The following is a 16,787-nucleotide window of genomic DNA, read 5'->3' as shown; positions in this document are numbered from 1 at the left end:
ACATCAATAGCGGCAGTGACCGAATTGAGGATAAAAAAAAGCCGACCAGAAGGTCGGCTTTAGCGGTTTGTCTGCTTATTCTACCGGCTGAGGACGCGTTGGTTGCGCTGACGCTTGATGCGTTGCACTGTGACCACCGGCAGCCCCTTTGCCTTCAAAGGCAAACTCAGGACGCTGCCAGTCGCTGTGACGCGGTGCTTCTGGAACATATTCCGGTGCCGGAGCACGGGTCATCGGCGCAGTGGCGTGATGGCTTTCTGGCAGAGATTCAACGGCGACAGGCGCGGTCTCTTCAATGACTTCAGCCGCGGCAACAGGCGCAATAACCTCGACTTTTGGTTCTTCTTCCGCCACAACGACAGGTTCAGCCACCTCTGCAACCACGTCTGGTGCAGCGACAACTTCCACAGATTCGGTCGTTACGGTTTCCTGAATCTCTTCCACAGCGTTCGCTTCAGCAATGATTTCCTCTGCAACAGGGACATCTGCTTGCGCGATAACCTGTGGCTGTTCATCAACGGCTGTCGCGATCGCTTCCGGGTGCGTGGTTTCCACAACAATGGATTCCACAACAACAGGCTGTGGCTCGACAGCGACCGTTTCAGTCTGAACTGGTGTCTCGACAACCTGCTCGACGGCAGCCGCTTGCGGCTCAATCGCGGCGGGTTGGGCTACTACCGGTACGATCTCTTGTTCACGCAACTCTTCAACCTGCACATCCTGAGGACGAACAACCGGGTAACGGATCCACACTTTGCCAGACGCCATTTCCGGGGACGCACAGGCGATAGTCAACGGCATCGGTGACTGAACCGGGTAGCGCTCGTCACGGTAGCGACGACGACGTTGGCCGCTGACGCGCAGGTGACGAGGTGAACGACGTGAGCGACGCGGCATACCGTTGTTGTCGCGAGCATCGGTGTTCTCTTCCTGTTCTGCAGTGTTATCTGCGACAACCGGCAGATCCAGTTTCGCAAGCTCAGTACGTTGAACCGGTGCGGTCTGCTCTACCGCGTGGGAGGCGACATTCTCAACGACTGCAGTGGCAGCGAGTTCGACGTCAACCGCTGCACTCTCACCGTAACGCACTTTCTGGTTCAACTGGCGTTGTTTACGACGCGGTTGAGGCTGACGAACGCGCTCTTCCTGTTCAACTTCCTGTACCGGTTGTTCATCAAGGTTGAGCGCTTTAACTTCTTGCTGCGCCTGACGTTTGTCTTCGCTACGGCGACGATTACGATCGCGACGCGGCGCTTGCTGCTCATCACCGGATTTGGTTTTTTCGCTAACGTCATTGCCCGTCGGCTGACGGTTGTCACGAGGCTCTGCATTTTGCGGCGAAGGCTGACGGCGGTTACGACGGTTCTCTTCGCGGTTTTCACCGCCTTCTGAACGGTCGCCACGGTCGCCACGGTCACTACGCTCATTGCGGTTATCGCGGCGATCATTACGATCGCGGCGATTGTTCTGGCGCGGCTTGCGGCGATCCTGCTGACGTTCCGGTTTCTCTTCCGCTTTGGGTTCTGCTTGCTCAACGGGTTTCGCTTCTTCACTGCCGGCGAACATGGATTTCAACGCGCCAAAGAAACGGCTTAACAGACCCGGCTGTGCAGCGGCGGTGGCTGCGGTAACTGCGGCCACTTTCGGCGCAGTTGCTTTAACAACGGACTCTGTAGGTTCTGGTGCAGGCGGAACTTCTGGCATTGCAAAAGTTGCCAGCGCCGGTTGCTCAGGGCGTTTACGCTCGGCGTACTCTTCTTCAGAAGGTAATGCCATTGCCTCTTCATGCAGTTTCGGCAGCATATAGCTCAGGGTTGGCGTTTCTTCGCCTTTACGTACACGCAGCACGGAGTAGTGCGGGGTTTCCATCTGATCGTTTGGTACGATCACACAGCGAACGCCATCCTCACGTGTTTCAATCGCGTTAACCGCGTTACGTTTTTCGTTGAGCAGGTATGAAGCGATCGGCACAGGAACAATTGCGTGCACTTCCTGGGTGTTTTCTTTCAGCGCTTCTTCTTCGATCAGACGCAGAATAGACAGGGACAGCGATTCGTTATCACGAACGGTGCCGGTGCCGCTACAGCGTGGGCAAACGTGATGGCTTGATTCACCCAAAGATGGACTCAGGCGCTGGCGGGACATCTCCAACAGGCCAAAGCGGGAAATATGGCTAATCTGAATACGCGCGCGATCCTGGCGCACCGCTTCACGCAGACGGTTTTCAACTGCGCGCTGGTGGCGAACCGGGGTCATATCGATGAAGTCGATAACAATCAGGCCGCCGAGGTCACGCAGACGCAACTGACGGGCGATTTCATCTGCCGCTTCCAGGTTGGTGTTGAACGCCGTCTCTTCGATATCACCGCCGCGCGTGGCGCGAGCAGAGTTGATATCGATAGCGGTTAACGCTTCGGTGCTGTCGATAACGATGGAGCCACCGGAAGGCAAGCGGACTTCACGCTGGAATGCAGATTCGATCTGCGATTCGATCTGATAGTGGCTAAACAGCGGAATTTCACCGGTGTAGAGCTTAATTTTGCTGCTGAAATCCGGGCGACCCAAGGCCGCGATGTGCTGGCGCGCCAGTTCGAGCACTTTCGGATTATCGATGAGGATTTCACCAATATCCTGACGTAAATAGTCACGGAAAGCGCGAACGATAACGTTGCTTTCCTGGTGGATCAGGAATGGCGCAGGGCGGCTTTCAGCGGCTTTCTGAATCGCTTCCCAGTGTTTAAGACGGAAGCTCAGATCCCACTGCAGCGCTTCGGCAGATTTGCCGACGCCAGCGGTACGCACGATGAGCCCCATGCCATCAGGCAATTCCAGGCTCGCCAGCGCTTCTTTTAGCTCGGTACGATCATCGCCTTCAATACGACGAGAAATGCCACCCGCACGCGGGTTGTTCGGCATCAGAACCAGATAGCTCCCCGCCAGACTGATAAATGTGGTCAGCGCGGCACCTTTGTTGCCACGCTCTTCTTTATCGATCTGAACAATAACTTCCTGGCCTTCGCGCAACACATCTTTAATGTTTGGACGACCATGGGCGTTGTAATTAGCGGGGAAATATTCGCGGGCAATTTCTTTTAACGGGAGGAAACCGTGACGTTCAGCGCCGTAATCAACAAAAGCGGCTTCCAGACTCGGTTCAATACGGGTAATTTTGCCTTTATAGATGTTTGCTTTTTTCTGTTCATGTCCAGGACTTTCGATATCCAGGTCGTACAGACGTTGCCCATCTACAAGGGCGACACGCAACTCTTCCTGCTGAGTTGCGTTGATTAACATTCTTTTCATCGTAACTTACTCATTATTCTTACATTGACGACTAAGCTGCGGGCATGGTGACGCCTTTCCGGGTGTGAACCGATGGCCTCGTGACTATTCGCGTCGCCAACCTCACGGTTGTCGCTCGCTAAAGAGGCGCAGAGTGTCGGTTGCCTGCATTTCAAACGGAAACACAGCGCAATTATCAGGGGAACAGTCTGGGTATTACTCTCCAGAGAAGATCCTATCTACCGGTAAGGACTGCAACCCGCAGCCCGCTAACTGCCTGAAAGATCAATACGTCTTACGCCATTGCTGCGTTGATGATCGGTCAGACAAAATGGGGTATTCCGCAAAAGTTCTTGTTTTAGCAAGTATCAACACGGAAACAGCCTCATTATTCCACTGCTAACCTTGTTATAGCAAGATGACTTTTACCATTTATCACCCGGTTACTCACAGTTTTTTCACTTCTGCAGAGTGATTGGTTTAATAACCACCAAAATGAAGAAGCGGACGGTGAGTGACCGGGCGTAAAAGTAAATATAAGCATAGAAAAATGAGTGGCGCTAATCTCAATGGCTATTTAGAATCGCCCACCATGAAAACAGAGACTCCATCCGTAAAAATTATTGCCATTGCAGCAGACGACGCTGGGCAACGAATCGACAACTTTTTACGCACGCAACTTAAAGGCGTGCCAAAAAGTATGATTTATCGCATTTTGCGTAAAGGCGAAGTGCGGGTGAACAAAAAGCGCATCAAACCCGAGTATAAGCTGGAAGCCGGGGATGAGGTGCGCATTCCGCCAGTGCGTGTTGCCGAACGCGAAGAAGAGGCGGTTTCGCCACATCTGCAAAAAGTGGCGGCATTGGCAGATGTCATTCTCTATGAGGATGAGCATATTCTGGTGCTGAACAAACCTTCCGGTACGGCTGTGCATGGCGGAAGTGGTCTGAGTTTTGGTGTGATTGAAGGTTTACGCGCGCTGAGACCAGAAGCGCGTTTCCTGGAACTGGTGCACCGCCTTGACCGTGACACCTCCGGCGTATTGCTGGTGGCGAAAAAACGGTCTGCTTTGCGTTCGCTGCATGAACAGTTGCGCGAAAAGGGGATGCAAAAAGATTACCTGGCGCTGGTGCGCGGTCAGTGGCAGTCGCACGTCAAAACGGTCCAGGCACCTTTATTAAAGAATATTCTGCAAAGCGGTGAGCGCATTGTTCGGGTAAACCAGGAAGGTAAGCCGTCGGAGACACGTTTCAAAGTGGAAGAACGCTACGCGTTCGCCACGCTGGTACGTTGTAGCCCGGTGACTGGAAGAACCCATCAGATTCGTGTTCACACCCAATATGCCGGGCATCCTATCGCATTTGACGATCGTTATGGCGATCGTGAGTTTGATAAACAGCTGGCGGGAACAGGGTTATCACGACTCTTTCTCCATGCTGCAGCACTGAAGTTTACCCACCCCGGCACCGGAGAAGTGTTACGTATCGAAGCGCCGATGGATAACCAACTGAAGCATTGTCTTCAGGTATTGCGTAACAAAGGCTGACGGTGCTTTGCTTATCAGGCCTACGGGGTAATCCGTTGTAGGCCTGATAAGACGCTTAGCGTCGCCATCAGGCAGTCCCACTAGGCTTTCAGCGGGTTCATCTCTTCCCGGCGTAGCATCTGACACAGCGCAATCAACGGTAGCCCAATGAGTGTATTCGGGTCTCGTCCCTCTAAGCGTTCGAAAAGCGCGATGCCGAGTCCTTCGCTTTTAAAGCTCCCCGCGCAGTGTAATGGGCGTTCTTTGCGGACATAGTCCTCAATTTCCGTTTCACTCAGATGACGGAAATGGACATCAAATGGCTCGACTTCTGTTTGCAAGTGCCCGGTCGCGGAATGATAAAGCGCAAGTCCGGTATAAAACGTCACAATATTCCCGCTGGCTTTCGCTAATTGTTGCCGCGCTTTTTCTTCGGTTAGCGGCTTACCGGTAATTTCGCCGTCCAGAACGCAAATTTGGTCGGAACCAATGATCAGATGATTTGGGAAGCGATGGGCGAGGGATTGTGCTTTTTCCTGCGCCAGACGCAATACTAAATGTCGCGGCGCTTCGCCTGGCATCGGTGTTTCGTCGACCTCTGGCGCTGCGCATTCGAAGGGGATACACAGCTTTTCGAGCAACGCGCGACGCCAGGGTGACGTTGAGGCGAGAATCAGTTGCGGCATATTTTTTTCCCCAGATATAGCGTAATGATGTGAGCCATTTTAAACTAGGCGCCGGGACGTTCAAGCGTGCCACAGCGGCTTGTCCTGATTGATTTTAAGTCTGTGACTCGCAATGTGTGCGAATTATTGGCAAAAGGCAACCGCACGTTGCCTTTTTCTTTGACTATATGACGTTACAAAGTTAATATGCGCGCCCTATGCAAAAGGTAAAATTACCCCTGACTCTTGATCCGGTTCGTACGGCTCAAAAACGCCTCGATTACGAAGGTATCTTTCCTTCCGATCTGGCAGAGCGCGTCGCCGATTCTGTAGTCAGTGTGGACAGTGATGTGGAATGCTCCATGTCGTTCGCTATCGATAACCAACGTCTCGCCGTCATTACGGGTGATGCGAAGGTCTCGGTAACGCTCGAATGCCAGCGTTGCGGGAAGCCGTTTCCACACCATGTACACACAACGTATTGTTTCAGTCCTGTCCGTTCTGACGAACAAGCTGAAGCACTCCCGGAAGCGTATGAGCCGATTGAGGTTAACGAATTCGGTGAAATCGATCTGCTTGCAATGGTAGAAGATGAAATTATCCTCTCCTTGCCGGTAGTTCCGGTGCATGATTCTGAACACTGTGAAGTGTCCGAGGCGGACATGGTCTTTGGTGAATTGCCTGTTGAAGTGCAAAAACCAAACCCATTTGCCGTATTAGCCAGCTTAAAGCGTAAGTAATTGAGGAGTAAGGTCCATGGCCGTACAACAGAATAAACCAACCCGTTCCAAACGTGGCATGCGTCGTTCTCATGACGCTCTGACCGCAGTCACCAGCCTGTCTGTAGACAAAACTTCTGGTGAGAAACACCTGCGTCACCACATCACTGCCGACGGTTTCTACCGCGGTCGCAAGGTAATCGCTAAGTAATCACGCGTTACTCGAAGGATTTCGCGTTTCAGGAAACCGGCAAGCGAGAGAATCCCCAAAGCACAGGTCACTATGCCCTGGGGTGAATAAGCGCGGTCAGTGTGCCTGCGGTGTGAACGCCGAAGAGTACAAGCGTGATGAAGCTTAGTGAGGATTTCCCCGTGCGAGCGGGGAAACACCAAACCGGGCGGCGACGATACCTTGACACGTCTAACCCTGGCGTTAGATGTCATGGGGGGCGATTTTGGCCCTTCCGTGACAGTGCCTGCAGCACTGCAGGCACTGAATTCTAATTCGCAACTCACACTTCTTTTAGTCGGGAATCCCGATACAATCACGCCATTACTTGCCAAAGCTGACTTTGAACAACGTTCGCGTCTGCAGATTATCCCTGCACAGTCAGTTATTGCCAGTGATGCCCGGCCTTCGCAAGCGATCCGCGCCAGTCGCGGGAGCTCTATGCGTGTGGCCCTGGAGCTGGTGAAAGAAGGTCGAGCTGAGGCCTGTGTGAGCGCCGGTAATACGGGCGCGCTGATGGGACTGGCGAAATTATTGCTCAAGCCTCTTGAGGGGATTGAGCGTCCGGCGTTGGTGACGGTTTTACCGCATCAGCAAAAGGGCAAAACGGTGGTGCTGGATCTTGGCGCCAACGTGGATTGCGACAGCACGATGTTAGTACAGTTTGCCATTATGGGCTCCGTTTTGGCGGAGGAGGTGGTTGGCATCACCAACCCTCGTGTGGCATTACTTAACATCGGCGAAGAAGAAACCAAGGGTCTCGACAGTATTCGGGATGCCTCAGTGGTGCTAAAAACAATCCCTTCCATCAATTACATCGGCTATCTTGAAGCCAATGAGTTATTGACGGGGAAAACCGATGTCCTGGTATGTGATGGATTTACAGGTAATGTCACATTAAAGACAATGGAAGGTGTTGTCAGAATGTTCCTTTCACTGCTGAAATCTCAGGGTGAGGGTAAAAAACGGTCGTGGTGGCTGCTGTTATTAAAACGTTGGTTACAAAAAAGCCTGACGAGGCGATTCAGTCACCTCAACCCCGACCAGTATAATGGCGCCTGTCTGTTAGGATTGCGTGGCACGGTGATCAAAAGTCATGGTGCGGCCAATCAGCGAGCATTTGCGGTCGCGATTGAACAGGCAGTGCAGGCGGTGCAGCGACAAGTTCCTCAGCGAATTGCCGCTCGCCTGGAATCTGTATACCCAGCCGGATTCGAATTGCTGGATGGTGGCAAAAGCGGGAATTCGCGGACACACAACTGATGATGTGGCCGGCTCGCTGTTAACGCACCAGCAGTTTGTTCGTGGTGGTATATAACCGAAAAGTGACTGAGCGTACATGTATACGAAGATTATTGGTACTGGCAGCTATCTGCCTGAACAAGTGCGTACTAACGCCGATTTGGAAAAAATGGTAGAGACATCTGATGAGTGGATCGTCGCTCGTACAGGTATCCGTGAACGCCATATTGCTGGGCCAAATGAAACAGTCGCGACGATGGGCTTCACTGCCGCAAACCGCGCGCTTGAAATGGCTGGCATCGATAAAGAACAAATTGGTTTGATCGTGGTTGCGACCACATCTTCAACACACGCATTCCCAAGTGCCGCTTGCCAGATTCAGAACATGCTGGGCATTAAAGGTTGTCCGGCGTTTGACGTTGCGGCGGCGTGTGCTGGTTTTACCTATGCCTTAAGCGTTGCCGACCAGTATGTAAAATCGGGTTCAGTAAAGCATGCGCTGGTAGTGGGGTCTGATGTCCTGGCACGCACCTGCGATCCGACCGATCGTGGGACGATCATTATCTTCGGTGATGGCGCTGGCGCTGTTGTTCTGAGCGCATCCGAGGAACCGGGCATCATTTCGACGCATTTGCATGCGGACGGACGCTACGGTGAATTGTTGACGCTGCCAAATGCCGATCGCGTGAATCCGGAAAACTCGATTCATCTGACGATGGCGGGTAACGAAGTCTTTAAAGTCGCGGTAACTGAACTGGCGCGCATCGTTGATGAGACGCTGGAAGCCAATGGTCTTTCTCGCTCCGACCTGGATTGGCTGGTGCCACACCAGGCGAACCTTCGCATCATTTCCGCAACGGCGAAGAAGCTGGGGATTGATCCCGACAATCTCGAAGAGAAAGTCGTCATTACCCTTGACCGTCATGGCAATACTTCTGCTGCATCTGTACCGTGCGCGCTGGACGAAGCCGTGCGTGACGGACGGATCAAAGCCGGTCAGTTGGTATTGCTTGAGGCCTTCGGCGGTGGATTCACCTGGGGCTCCGCGCTGGTTCGTTTCTAGTATAAGGAATTAAACATGACGCAATTTGCTTTTGTGTTCCCTGGTCAGGGTTCTCAAACCGTTGGGATGCTGTCTGATATGGCTGCAGCATACCCCATCGTAGAAGAAACGTTTGCTGAAGCTTCTACGGCGCTGGGCTATGACCTGTGGGCGTTGACGCAGCAAGGTCCAGCGGAAGAACTGAATAAAACGTGGCAAACTCAGCCAGCACTGTTGACGGCGTCCGTTGCACTGTATCGCGTATGGCAGCAGCAGGGCGGTAAAGCCCCAGCGCTGATGGCGGGACACAGCCTCGGTGAATACTCTGCGTTGGTCTGCGCTGGCGTTATCGATTTTACCGATGCCGTGCGTCTGGTTGAGCTGCGTGGCAAATTCATGCAGGAAGCGGTACCGGAAGGGACTGGCGGCATGTCTGCTATTATCGGTCTGGACGATGCTTCCATCGCGAAAGCGTGCGAAGAGTCTGCTGAAGGTCAGGTCGTTTCACCGGTTAACTTTAACTCGCCGGGTCAGGTGGTTATTGCTGGGCATAAAGACGCTGTAGAACGTGCTGGTGCAGCCTGTAAAGCTGCTGGTGCAAAACGTGCGCTTCCGTTGCCGGTCAGCGTACCGTCACACTGTGCGCTGATGAAGCCCGCAGCCGATAAGCTGGCCGTTGAGTTAGCGAAAATCACCTTCAACGCGCCGACGGTACCTGTCGTGAATAACGTTGATGTGAAATGTGAAACTGACGCTGATGCAATTCGTGATGCACTGGTACGCCAACTGTATAATCCGGTGCAGTGGACGAAGAGCGTAGAATTTATCGCCGCGCAGGGTGTAGCACACCTTTATGAAGTGGGCCCAGGTAAAGTTCTCACTGGTCTGACGAAACGTATTGTTGACACCCTGACAGCCTCGGCACTGAATGAGCCAGCGGCGCTGTCTGCGGCGCTTGAGCAATAAAAGAGGAAAACCATGAGTTTTGAAGGAAAAGTCGCGCTGGTTACCGGTGCAAGCCGTGGCATTGGCCGCGCAATTGCTGAAACACTCGTTGCCCGTGGCGCGAAGGTTATCGGTACTGCAACCAGCGAAAGTGGCGCTCAGGCCATTAGCGATTACTTAGGTGCAAACGGTAAAGGTCTGATGTTGAATGTGACCGACCCTGCATCTATTGAATCTGTTCTGGAAAATATTCGCGCAGAATTTGGTGAAGTCGATATCCTGGTTAATAATGCCGGTATCACTCGTGATAATCTGTTGATGCGAATGAAAGATGATGAGTGGAACGATATTATCGAAACCAACCTGTCATCTGTTTTCCGTCTGTCAAAAGCGGTAATGCGCGCTATGATGAAAAAGCGTCATGGTCGTATTATCACTATCGGTTCTGTGGTTGGTACCATGGGAAATGCAGGTCAGGCCAACTACGCTGCGGCGAAAGCGGGTTTGATCGGCTTCAGTAAATCACTGGCGCGTGAAATTGCGTCCCGTGGTATTACTGTAAACGTTGTTGCTCCGGGCTTTATTGAAACGGACATGACGCGTGCGCTGTCTGATGATCAGCGTGCGGGTATTCTGGCGCAGGTCCCTGCGGGTCGCCTCGGCGGCGCTCAGGAAATCGCCAGTGCGGTTGCATTTTTAGCCTCTGACGAAGCAAGTTACATCACTGGTGAGACTTTGCACGTCAACGGCGGAATGTACATGGTTTAATCACGATGAAAAAGATTTGCGTTATTAGAGCGAATGGCCTCAAAATAACGTAAAATCGTGGTAAGACCTGCCGGGATTTAGTTGCAAATTTTTCAACATTTTATACACTACGAAAACCATCGCGAAAGCGAGTTTTGATAGGAAATTTAAGAGTATGAGCACTATCGAAGAACGCGTTAAGAAAATTATCGGCGAACAGCTGGGCGTTAAGCAGGAAGAAGTAACCAACAATGCTTCCTTCGTTGAAGACCTGGGCGCAGATTCTCTTGACACCGTTGAGCTGGTAATGGCTCTGGAAGAAGAGTTTGATACTGAGATTCCGGACGAAGAAGCTGAGAAAATCACCACCGTTCAGGCTGCCATTGATTACATCAACGGTCACCAGGCGTAAGTGAACATCTCCAGGCGGTCACTCGACCGCCTGAGTTTTATCTTTATTTTGTCCCACTAGAATCATTTTTTCCCTCCCTGGAGGACAACCGTGTCTAAGCGTCGTGTAGTTGTGACCGGACTGGGCATGTTGTCTCCTGTCGGCAATACCGTAGAGTCTACCTGGAAAGCTCTCCTTGCCGGTCAGAGTGGCATCAGCCTGATCGACCATTTCGATACTAGCGCCTATGCAACTAAATTTGCTGGCTTAGTAAAGGATTTTAACTGTGATGACATCATCTCGCGCAAAGAACAGCGCAAGATGGATGCCTTCATTCAATATGGAATTGTCGCTGGCGCTCAGGCCATGCAGGATTCTGGCCTTGAAGTGACGGAAGAGAACGCAACCCGTATTGGCGCCGCGATCGGCTCCGGTATTGGCGGTCTCGGACTTATCGAAGAAAACCATACCTCACTGGTAAACGGTGGACCGCGTAAGATCAGCCCGTTCTTCGTCCCGTCGACGATTGTTAACATGGTGGCAGGTCACCTGACCATCATGTATGGCCTGCGTGGGCCAAGCATCTCTATCGCTACAGCCTGTACGTCTGGCGTACACAACATCGGTCATGCCGCGCGTATCATTGCATACGGCGACGCAGACGCGATGGTTGCGGGTGGTGCTGAAAAAGCCAGTACCCCGCTCGGCGTGGGTGGTTTTGGCGCGGCTCGAGCGCTGTCTACACGTAATGAAAACCCGCAAGCGGCAAGCCGCCCGTGGGATAAAGAACGTGATGGCTTTGTGCTGGGCGACGGCGCAGGCATGGTGGTACTGGAAGAGTACGAACATGCGAAAGCGCGTGGCGCAAAAATTTATGCTGAAGTTGTCGGCTTTGGTATGAGCAGCGATGCTTATCACATGACGTCACCGCCGGAAGATGGCGCAGGCGCGGCGCTGGCGATGGTCAACGCGCTGCGTGATGCCGCGCTCGAACCGGGTCAGATTGGCTATGTCAATGCGCATGGTACGTCGACGCCGGCAGGCGACAAAGCCGAAACCCAGGCTGTGAAGTCAGTCTTTGGCGATGCGGCGACCCGTGTGATGGTCAGTTCCACCAAGTCCATGACCGGCCACTTGCTGGGCGCGGCAGGCGCGGTAGAGTCTATTTTCTCTATCCTGGCGCTGCGCGATCAGGCTGTTCCGCCGACCATCAACCTGGATAATCCAGATGAAGGTTGCGATCTGGACTTCGTTCCTCACGAAGCACGTCAGGTCAGCGGAATGGAGTACGCGTTGTGTAACTCCTTCGGCTTTGGCGGCACCAACGGCTCGCTGATCTTTAAAAAGATCTGATGCCATTCAGGCCAGCCAATACGCAGGCCTGATCATAGCGAAGCGCCGTTCGGTGATTAAAATAAAAAAGGTCCGCTTGTCGGGCCTTTTTTATTCAGTTTTCTTCCCTTGTCCTGCGTTATCCATCCTGCCAAACTATCCGACCATGCATAAGGAGCCACCATGTTCTTGATTAATGGCCGTGAGCAGGAAACCCTTGCCGCCAGTGACCGGGCGATACAATTCGGTGATGGCTGCTTTACGACGGCGCGAATCGCCGGGGGAAGTGTCTCCCTGTTGAGCGCGCATCTACAGCGTTTACAGAATGCCTGCGAGAGACTCCTGATCCCTTTCAGTGAATGGGATCAGTTGCAGCGAGAAATGGCGCAGCTGGCAACCGGTCATGAACGTGGCGTATTAAAAGTGATCATCAGTCGTGGCAGTGGCGGCAGAGGTTATAGCGCGGCGAACTGCACGGCAGCCACCCGGCTTGTTTCTGTTTCTGCCTGGCCTGCCCATTATGATCGTTGGCGTAGTGAGGGAATCACCCTCGCGCTAAGCCCGGTTCGCCTCGGGCGAAATCCTTATCTTGCTGGCTTAAAACACCTGAACAGGCTGGAGCAGGTGCTGATCCGCTCTCATCTTGAGCAGACGAACGCGGATGAGGCGCTGGTTCTTGACAGTGAGGGATGGGTTACGGAATGCTGTGCCGCGAATCTGTTCTGGCGTATAGGTACCAGGGTGTATACCCCACGTCTGGACCAGGCCGGAGTGAATGGCATTATGCGACAATTCTGTATCCGTATGCTGGCACAATCGCCTTTCGAGGTTGTCGAAGTGAATGCCAGAGAAGAGGAACTGATGCAGGCTGAAGAAATGGTGGTTTGCAACGCCCTGATGCCTGTTGTTCCTGTACGCGCCTGTGGCGACACATTGTTGTCTTCACGCACATTGTTTGATTTTTTAGCCCCACTGTGTGAGCACCCGAATTAGTCATGAAAAAATTGTTATACGTTTTCCTTCTGTTGCTGGTTGTGCTGGGCATTGCTGCTGGAGTGGGAATGTGGAAAGTTCGCCAGCTGGCGGACAGCAAGCTGTTGATCAAAGAAGAGACGGTCTTTACCCTGAAGGCCGGGACAGGCCGCCTGGCGCTGGGGGAGCAGCTTTATGCTGATAACGTCATCAACCGCCCCCGCGTGTTCCAGTGGTTATTACGCATTGAGCCAGAGCTCTCGCACTTTAAAGCGGGGACGTATCGACTCACGCCTGATATGACCGTAAGGGAGATGCTTATCCTGCTGGAAAGCGGAAAAGAGGCGCAGTTTCCGCTGCGGCTGGTTGAAGGGATGCGGCTGAGTGATTATCTCAAACAGCTGCGGGAGGCCCCTTACATCAAGCACACCCTGAGCGACGACAAATACGAGACGGTAGCGCAGGCGCTGAAGCTGGAGAATCCTGAGTGGGTGGAAGGCTGGTTCTGGCCAGATACCTGGATGTACACCGCCAACACGACCGACATTTCGTTACTGAAGCGTGCCCACCAAAAGATGGTCAACGCCGTTGAGGGCGTCTGGGAAGGTCGGTCGGAAGGGTTACCCTATAAAGATCAGAATCAACTGGTGACCATGGCCTCTATCATCGAAAAAGAGACGGCGGTTGCCAGCGAGCGTGACCAGGTGGCATCGGTGTTTATCAACCGTCTTCGTACGGGCATGCGTCTGCAGACCGATCCGACGGTGATCTATGGGATGGGAGAGCGCTATAATGGCAAACTTTCCCGTGCGGACCTGGAAACCCCGACCGCGTACAACACCTATACTATCCCGGGGTTGCCCCCCGGACCGATTGCCATGCCCGGTGAGGCGTCTTTGAAGGCCGCCGCACACCCGGCCAAAACGCCGTATCTCTATTTTGTGGCTGATGGCAAAGGCGGCCACACGTTTAATACCAATCTTGTCGGCCATAACCGGTCAGTGCAGGACTACCTGAAAGTGCTTAAGGAAAAAAATGGGCAGTAATTACATCGTCATCGAAGGCCTGGAAGGCGCGGGCAAAACCACGGCGCGAAATGTCGTGGTGGAGACGCTCGAGCAACTGGGTATCCGCGACATGATTTTTACCCGTGAGCCGGGCGGTACGCAGCTTGCGGAAAAATTAAGAAGCCTGGTGCTGGACATCAAATCTGTCGGCGATGAGGTGATTACAGACAACGCTGAAGTGCTGATGTTTTATGCCGCGCGCGTGCAACTGGTGGAAACGGTGATCAAACCTGCGCTGGCTAAGGGAACCTGGGTGATTGGCGATCGCCACGATCTCTCCACGCAGGCGTACCAGGGCGGCGGTCGTGGTATCGATCAGCGCATGCTGGCGACACTGCGTGACGCTGTGCTGGGGGACTTTCGCCCGAATCTCACGCTCTATCTGGATGTCACCCCAGAAGTCGGATTAAAACGCGCCCGTGCGCGCGGCGAGCTGGATCGCATTGAGCAGGAGTCTTTTGATTTCTTCAATCGAACCCGCGCCCGTTATCTGGAGCTGGCGTCGCAGGATGCCAGCATTCGCACGATTGATGCGACCCAGACGCTGGAAAAGGTCATGAGTGATATTCGCGCCACCGTCACCGATTGGGTGAAGGAGCAGGGCGCATGAAATGGTACCCATGGTTACGACCGGACTTTGAAAAACTGGTAGCAAACTATCAGTCGGGTCGTGGTCACCATGCGCTACTGATTCAGGCGTTGCCGGGTATGGGCGACGATGCGCTGATTTATGCCCTTAGCCGCTATCTGTTGTGTCAGCGTCCGGAAGGACATAAAAGCTGTGGACACTGTCGGGGCTGCCAGTTGATGCAGGCTGGGACGCATCCGGATTACTACTCACTGTTGCCCGAAAAAGGGAAAAGTACCCTCGGGGTTGACGCCGTACGCGAAGTCAGCGAGAAACTGTATGAGCGCTCACGTCTTGGCGGCGCGAAGGTGGTGTGGATCCCCGACGCGTCGTTACTGACAGAGGCTGCTGCCAATGCGTTGTTAAAGACACTGGAAGAGCCGCAGTCTCAAACCTGGTTCTTCCTCGCCTGTCGGGAACCCGCGCGACTGCTGGCCACATTACGCAGCCGCTGCCGACTTCACCACCTGGCGCCCCCGGCAGAAAACTATGCAATTTCCTGGCTCGCACGAGAAGTGACAGCGTCACAAGACGCGTTGCTCACGGCGCTGCGTCTGAGTGCAGGGTCTCCTGGCGCCGCACTGACGCTGCTGCAGGAAGAGAGCTGGGCGCATCGCGGTGCACTCTGTGAGGCGCTGGCGAGTACTCTGCAGGCTAATGACTGGTACATATTGCTTTCCGCTCTGAATCATGAGCAGGCGACGACTCGTCTACACTGGCTGGCGACCTTGCTGATGGATGCCCTGAAGTTCCGCCACGGTGCTTCGTACCTTACCAATGTGGATGTACACACGTTGATCCCGCTGATAGCACAACGGATATCTGCGGCACATATTCAGGCAATACTCAGCGATGTTTGTCATTGCCGCGAGCAACTTATCAATGTGGTCGGGGTAAACCGCGAACTGGTGCTCACCGATCTCATCCTCCGTATTGAACATTATCTGCAACCGGGCACCGTGTTGCCCGTTTCCCATCTTTGAGAGAGACATTATGTTTTTAGTCGACTCACACTGCCATTTGGATGGCCTGGATTATCAATCTCTGCATAAGGACGTGGATGACGTGCTGGCGAAAGCTGCCGCACGTGATGTGAAATTTTGCCTGGCGGTGGCGACAACGCTGCCCGGTTATCGCGGAATGCGCGAGTTGGTTGGGCAAAGAGAAAATGTGGTTTTCTCCTGCGGCGTGCATCCGTTAAATCAGGATGAACCGTATGATGTCGAAGAGCTACGTCGCTTCGCCGCTGAAGAGGGCGTTGTCGCGATGGGAGAGACCGGACTGGATTATTTCTACACGCCTGAAACGAAGGTGCGTCAGCAGGAATCTTTCATCCATCATATCCAGATTGGCCGTGAGCTTAATAAGCCGGTCATTGTCCATACCCGCGATGCACGCGCTGACACGCTGGCAATTTTACGCCAGGAAAACGTGACGGATTGCGGTGGCGTACTACACTGTTTTACAGAGGACAGAGAAACGGCGGGTAAGTTACTGGATCTTGGATTTTATATCTCTTTTTCCGGTATCGTGACTTTTCGTAATGCTGAGCAGTTGCGTGACGCTGCCCGCTATGTACCGCTGGATCGTCTGTTAGTGGAAACGGATTCGCCATATCTTGCTCCGGTGCCGCATCGTGGGAAAGAGAACCAGCCCGCTATGGTTCGTGATGTTGCAGAGTATATGGCTGTTTTGAAAGGTGTTGCCGTTGAAGAACTGGCGCAGGTAACCACCGATAACTTCTCCCGCCTGTTCCATATCGACGCTTCTCGCCTGCAATCCATTCGCTAGCAGAGTTTTTTTTAAGCTCGTAATTAATACGCAAAACGCGTAGAGTTCACCGCCATAAAATGGGCGGTGAATGGTCAGTTTGAAACATTCAGATACGTGTATCGACAGTATTTGACGATATTGACACGGGCTACAGCTGAAACGTGATAGCCGTCAAACAAAATTGATCTGAATTATTTTACTCTGTGTAATAAATAAAAGGGCACTTAG

At 53.2% G+C, this 16,787-nt stretch carries 16 protein-coding genes; 14 read left to right on the top strand and 2 right to left on the bottom strand.

Going from position 1 to position 16,787, the window contains the following annotated elements; genetic code table 11:
* Positions 1-75: 75 nt before the first annotated feature.
* On the bottom strand, positions 76-3,303 hold the full coding sequence (gene rne, locus P2W74_RS14145) for a ribonuclease E (RefSeq protein WP_276292099.1): 3,228 nt from the start codon (positions 3,301-3,303) through the stop codon (positions 76-78).
* A gap of 571 nt (positions 3,304-3,874) precedes the next feature.
* Here rne and rluC point away from each other — a divergent pair.
* Positions 3,875-4,828 carry a 23S rRNA pseudouridine(955/2504/2580) synthase RluC gene (gene rluC, locus P2W74_RS14140; RefSeq protein WP_276295195.1) on the top strand — a complete coding sequence of 318 codons (954 nt, stop codon included), beginning with the start codon at positions 3,875-3,877 and terminating at the stop codon, positions 4,826-4,828.
* Positions 4,829-4,908: 80 nt separating this feature from the next.
* Here the strand turns inward: rluC and P2W74_RS14135 are convergent, their stop codons facing one another.
* The gene (locus P2W74_RS14135) at positions 4,909-5,493 is read right to left on the bottom strand and encodes a Maf family protein (protein ID WP_192611883.1); all 585 of its coding nucleotides are present in this window, start codon (positions 5,491-5,493) and stop codon (positions 4,909-4,911) included.
* A 197-nt stretch (positions 5,494-5,690) separates the two neighbouring features.
* On the opposite strand from P2W74_RS14135, the gene yceD reads away from it, so the two are divergent.
* The 13 genes from yceD (at position 5,691) to P2W74_RS14070 (ending at position 16,577) form a co-directional block, all read left to right on the top strand.
* Positions 5,691-6,212 carry a 23S rRNA accumulation protein YceD gene (yceD, locus tag P2W74_RS14130; protein WP_192611884.1) on the top strand — a complete coding sequence of 174 codons (522 nt, stop codon included), beginning with the start codon at positions 5,691-5,693 and terminating at the stop codon, positions 6,210-6,212.
* Between the two features lie 16 nt (positions 6,213-6,228).
* A complete protein-coding gene (gene rpmF, locus P2W74_RS14125; protein WP_000290724.1) occupies positions 6,229-6,402 on the top strand; it encodes a 50S ribosomal protein L32 in 174 nt (57 codons plus the stop codon).
* A gap of 201 nt (positions 6,403-6,603) precedes the next feature.
* Positions 6,604-7,683 carry a phosphate acyltransferase PlsX gene (gene plsX / locus P2W74_RS14120; RefSeq protein ID WP_276292098.1) on the top strand — a complete coding sequence of 360 codons (1,080 nt, stop codon included), beginning with the start codon at positions 6,604-6,606 and terminating at the stop codon, positions 7,681-7,683.
* Between the two features lie 76 nt (positions 7,684-7,759).
* On the top strand, positions 7,760-8,725 hold the full coding sequence (locus tag P2W74_RS14115) for a beta-ketoacyl-ACP synthase III (protein ID WP_192611886.1): 966 nt from the start codon (positions 7,760-7,762) through the stop codon (positions 8,723-8,725).
* Between the two features lie 15 nt (positions 8,726-8,740).
* Positions 8,741-9,670, top strand: a complete 930-nt coding sequence (gene fabD / locus P2W74_RS14110; protein ID WP_276292097.1) for an ACP S-malonyltransferase — start codon at positions 8,741-8,743, stop codon at positions 9,668-9,670.
* Between the two features lie 12 nt (positions 9,671-9,682).
* Positions 9,683-10,417, top strand: a complete 735-nt coding sequence (gene fabG / locus P2W74_RS14105) for a 3-oxoacyl-ACP reductase FabG (protein ID WP_276292096.1) — start codon at positions 9,683-9,685, stop codon at positions 10,415-10,417.
* A gap of 154 nt (positions 10,418-10,571) precedes the next feature.
* Positions 10,572-10,808, top strand: coding sequence for an acyl carrier protein (gene acpP, locus P2W74_RS14100; protein WP_000103754.1), 237 nt, complete (start codon positions 10,572-10,574; stop codon positions 10,806-10,808).
* 90 nt (positions 10,809-10,898) lie between these two features.
* The gene (gene fabF, locus P2W74_RS14095; protein WP_276292095.1) at positions 10,899-12,140 is read left to right on the top strand and encodes a beta-ketoacyl-ACP synthase II; all 1,242 of its coding nucleotides are present in this window, start codon (positions 10,899-10,901) and stop codon (positions 12,138-12,140) included.
* A 162-nt stretch (positions 12,141-12,302) separates the two neighbouring features.
* Complete coding sequence (pabC, locus tag P2W74_RS14090) at positions 12,303-13,112, top strand: aminodeoxychorismate lyase (protein WP_276292094.1); 810 nt, start codon at positions 12,303-12,305, stop codon at positions 13,110-13,112.
* A gap of 2 nt (positions 13,113-13,114) precedes the next feature.
* Positions 13,115-14,137: a cell division protein YceG gene (gene yceG / locus P2W74_RS14085; RefSeq protein WP_276292093.1), complete on the top strand. Its 1,023-nt coding sequence runs from the start codon at positions 13,115-13,117 to the stop codon at positions 14,135-14,137.
* Positions 14,127-14,768 (top strand): dTMP kinase, encoded by a 642-nt coding sequence (tmk, locus tag P2W74_RS14080; RefSeq protein WP_276292092.1) that lies wholly within the window; start codon positions 14,127-14,129, stop codon positions 14,766-14,768. The genes yceG and tmk overlap by 11 nt, the downstream gene beginning before the upstream one ends.
* Positions 14,765-15,769 (top strand): DNA polymerase III subunit delta', encoded by a 1,005-nt coding sequence (holB, locus tag P2W74_RS14075; RefSeq protein WP_276292091.1) that lies wholly within the window; start codon positions 14,765-14,767, stop codon positions 15,767-15,769. The genes tmk and holB overlap by 4 nt, the downstream gene beginning before the upstream one ends.
* Before the next feature lie 10 nt (positions 15,770-15,779).
* Entirely contained in the window at positions 15,780-16,577 is a 798-nt protein-coding gene (locus P2W74_RS14070) for a metal-dependent hydrolase (RefSeq protein WP_276292090.1), read from the top strand.
* The last annotated feature ends 210 nt before the right edge of the window (positions 16,578-16,787 follow it).

This window comes from Citrobacter enshiensis, from assembly GCF_029338175.1.
Classification (GTDB): Bacteria; Pseudomonadota; Gammaproteobacteria; order Enterobacterales; family Enterobacteriaceae; genus Citrobacter_D; species Citrobacter_D enshiensis.
This window is presented reverse-complemented; position numbering and strand designations above follow the sequence as displayed.

Coding starts and splice junctions, on each gene's coding strand:
- rne (WP_276292099.1), bottom strand. CDS start 3,303: ATGAAAAGAATGTTAATCAACGCAACTCAGCAGGAAGAGTTGCGTGTC.
- rluC (WP_276295195.1), top strand. CDS start 3,875: ATGAAAACAGAGACTCCATCCGTAAAAATTATTGCCATTGCAGCAGAC.
- P2W74_RS14135 (WP_192611883.1), bottom strand. CDS start 5,493: ATGCCGCAACTGATTCTCGCCTCAACGTCACCCTGGCGTCGCGCGTTG.
- yceD (WP_192611884.1), top strand. CDS start 5,691: ATGCAAAAGGTAAAATTACCCCTGACTCTTGATCCGGTTCGTACGGCT.
- rpmF (WP_000290724.1), top strand. CDS start 6,229: ATGGCCGTACAACAGAATAAACCAACCCGTTCCAAACGTGGCATGCGT.
- P2W74_RS14115 (WP_192611886.1), top strand. CDS start 7,760: ATGTATACGAAGATTATTGGTACTGGCAGCTATCTGCCTGAACAAGTG.
- fabD (WP_276292097.1), top strand. CDS start 8,741: ATGACGCAATTTGCTTTTGTGTTCCCTGGTCAGGGTTCTCAAACCGTT.
- fabG (WP_276292096.1), top strand. CDS start 9,683: ATGAGTTTTGAAGGAAAAGTCGCGCTGGTTACCGGTGCAAGCCGTGGC.
- acpP (WP_000103754.1), top strand. CDS start 10,572: ATGAGCACTATCGAAGAACGCGTTAAGAAAATTATCGGCGAACAGCTG.
- pabC (WP_276292094.1), top strand. CDS start 12,303: ATGTTCTTGATTAATGGCCGTGAGCAGGAAACCCTTGCCGCCAGTGAC.
- yceG (WP_276292093.1), top strand. CDS start 13,115: ATGAAAAAATTGTTATACGTTTTCCTTCTGTTGCTGGTTGTGCTGGGC.
- tmk (WP_276292092.1), top strand. CDS start 14,127: ATGGGCAGTAATTACATCGTCATCGAAGGCCTGGAAGGCGCGGGCAAA.
- holB (WP_276292091.1), top strand. CDS start 14,765: ATGAAATGGTACCCATGGTTACGACCGGACTTTGAAAAACTGGTAGCA.
- P2W74_RS14070 (WP_276292090.1), top strand. CDS start 15,780: ATGTTTTTAGTCGACTCACACTGCCATTTGGATGGCCTGGATTATCAA.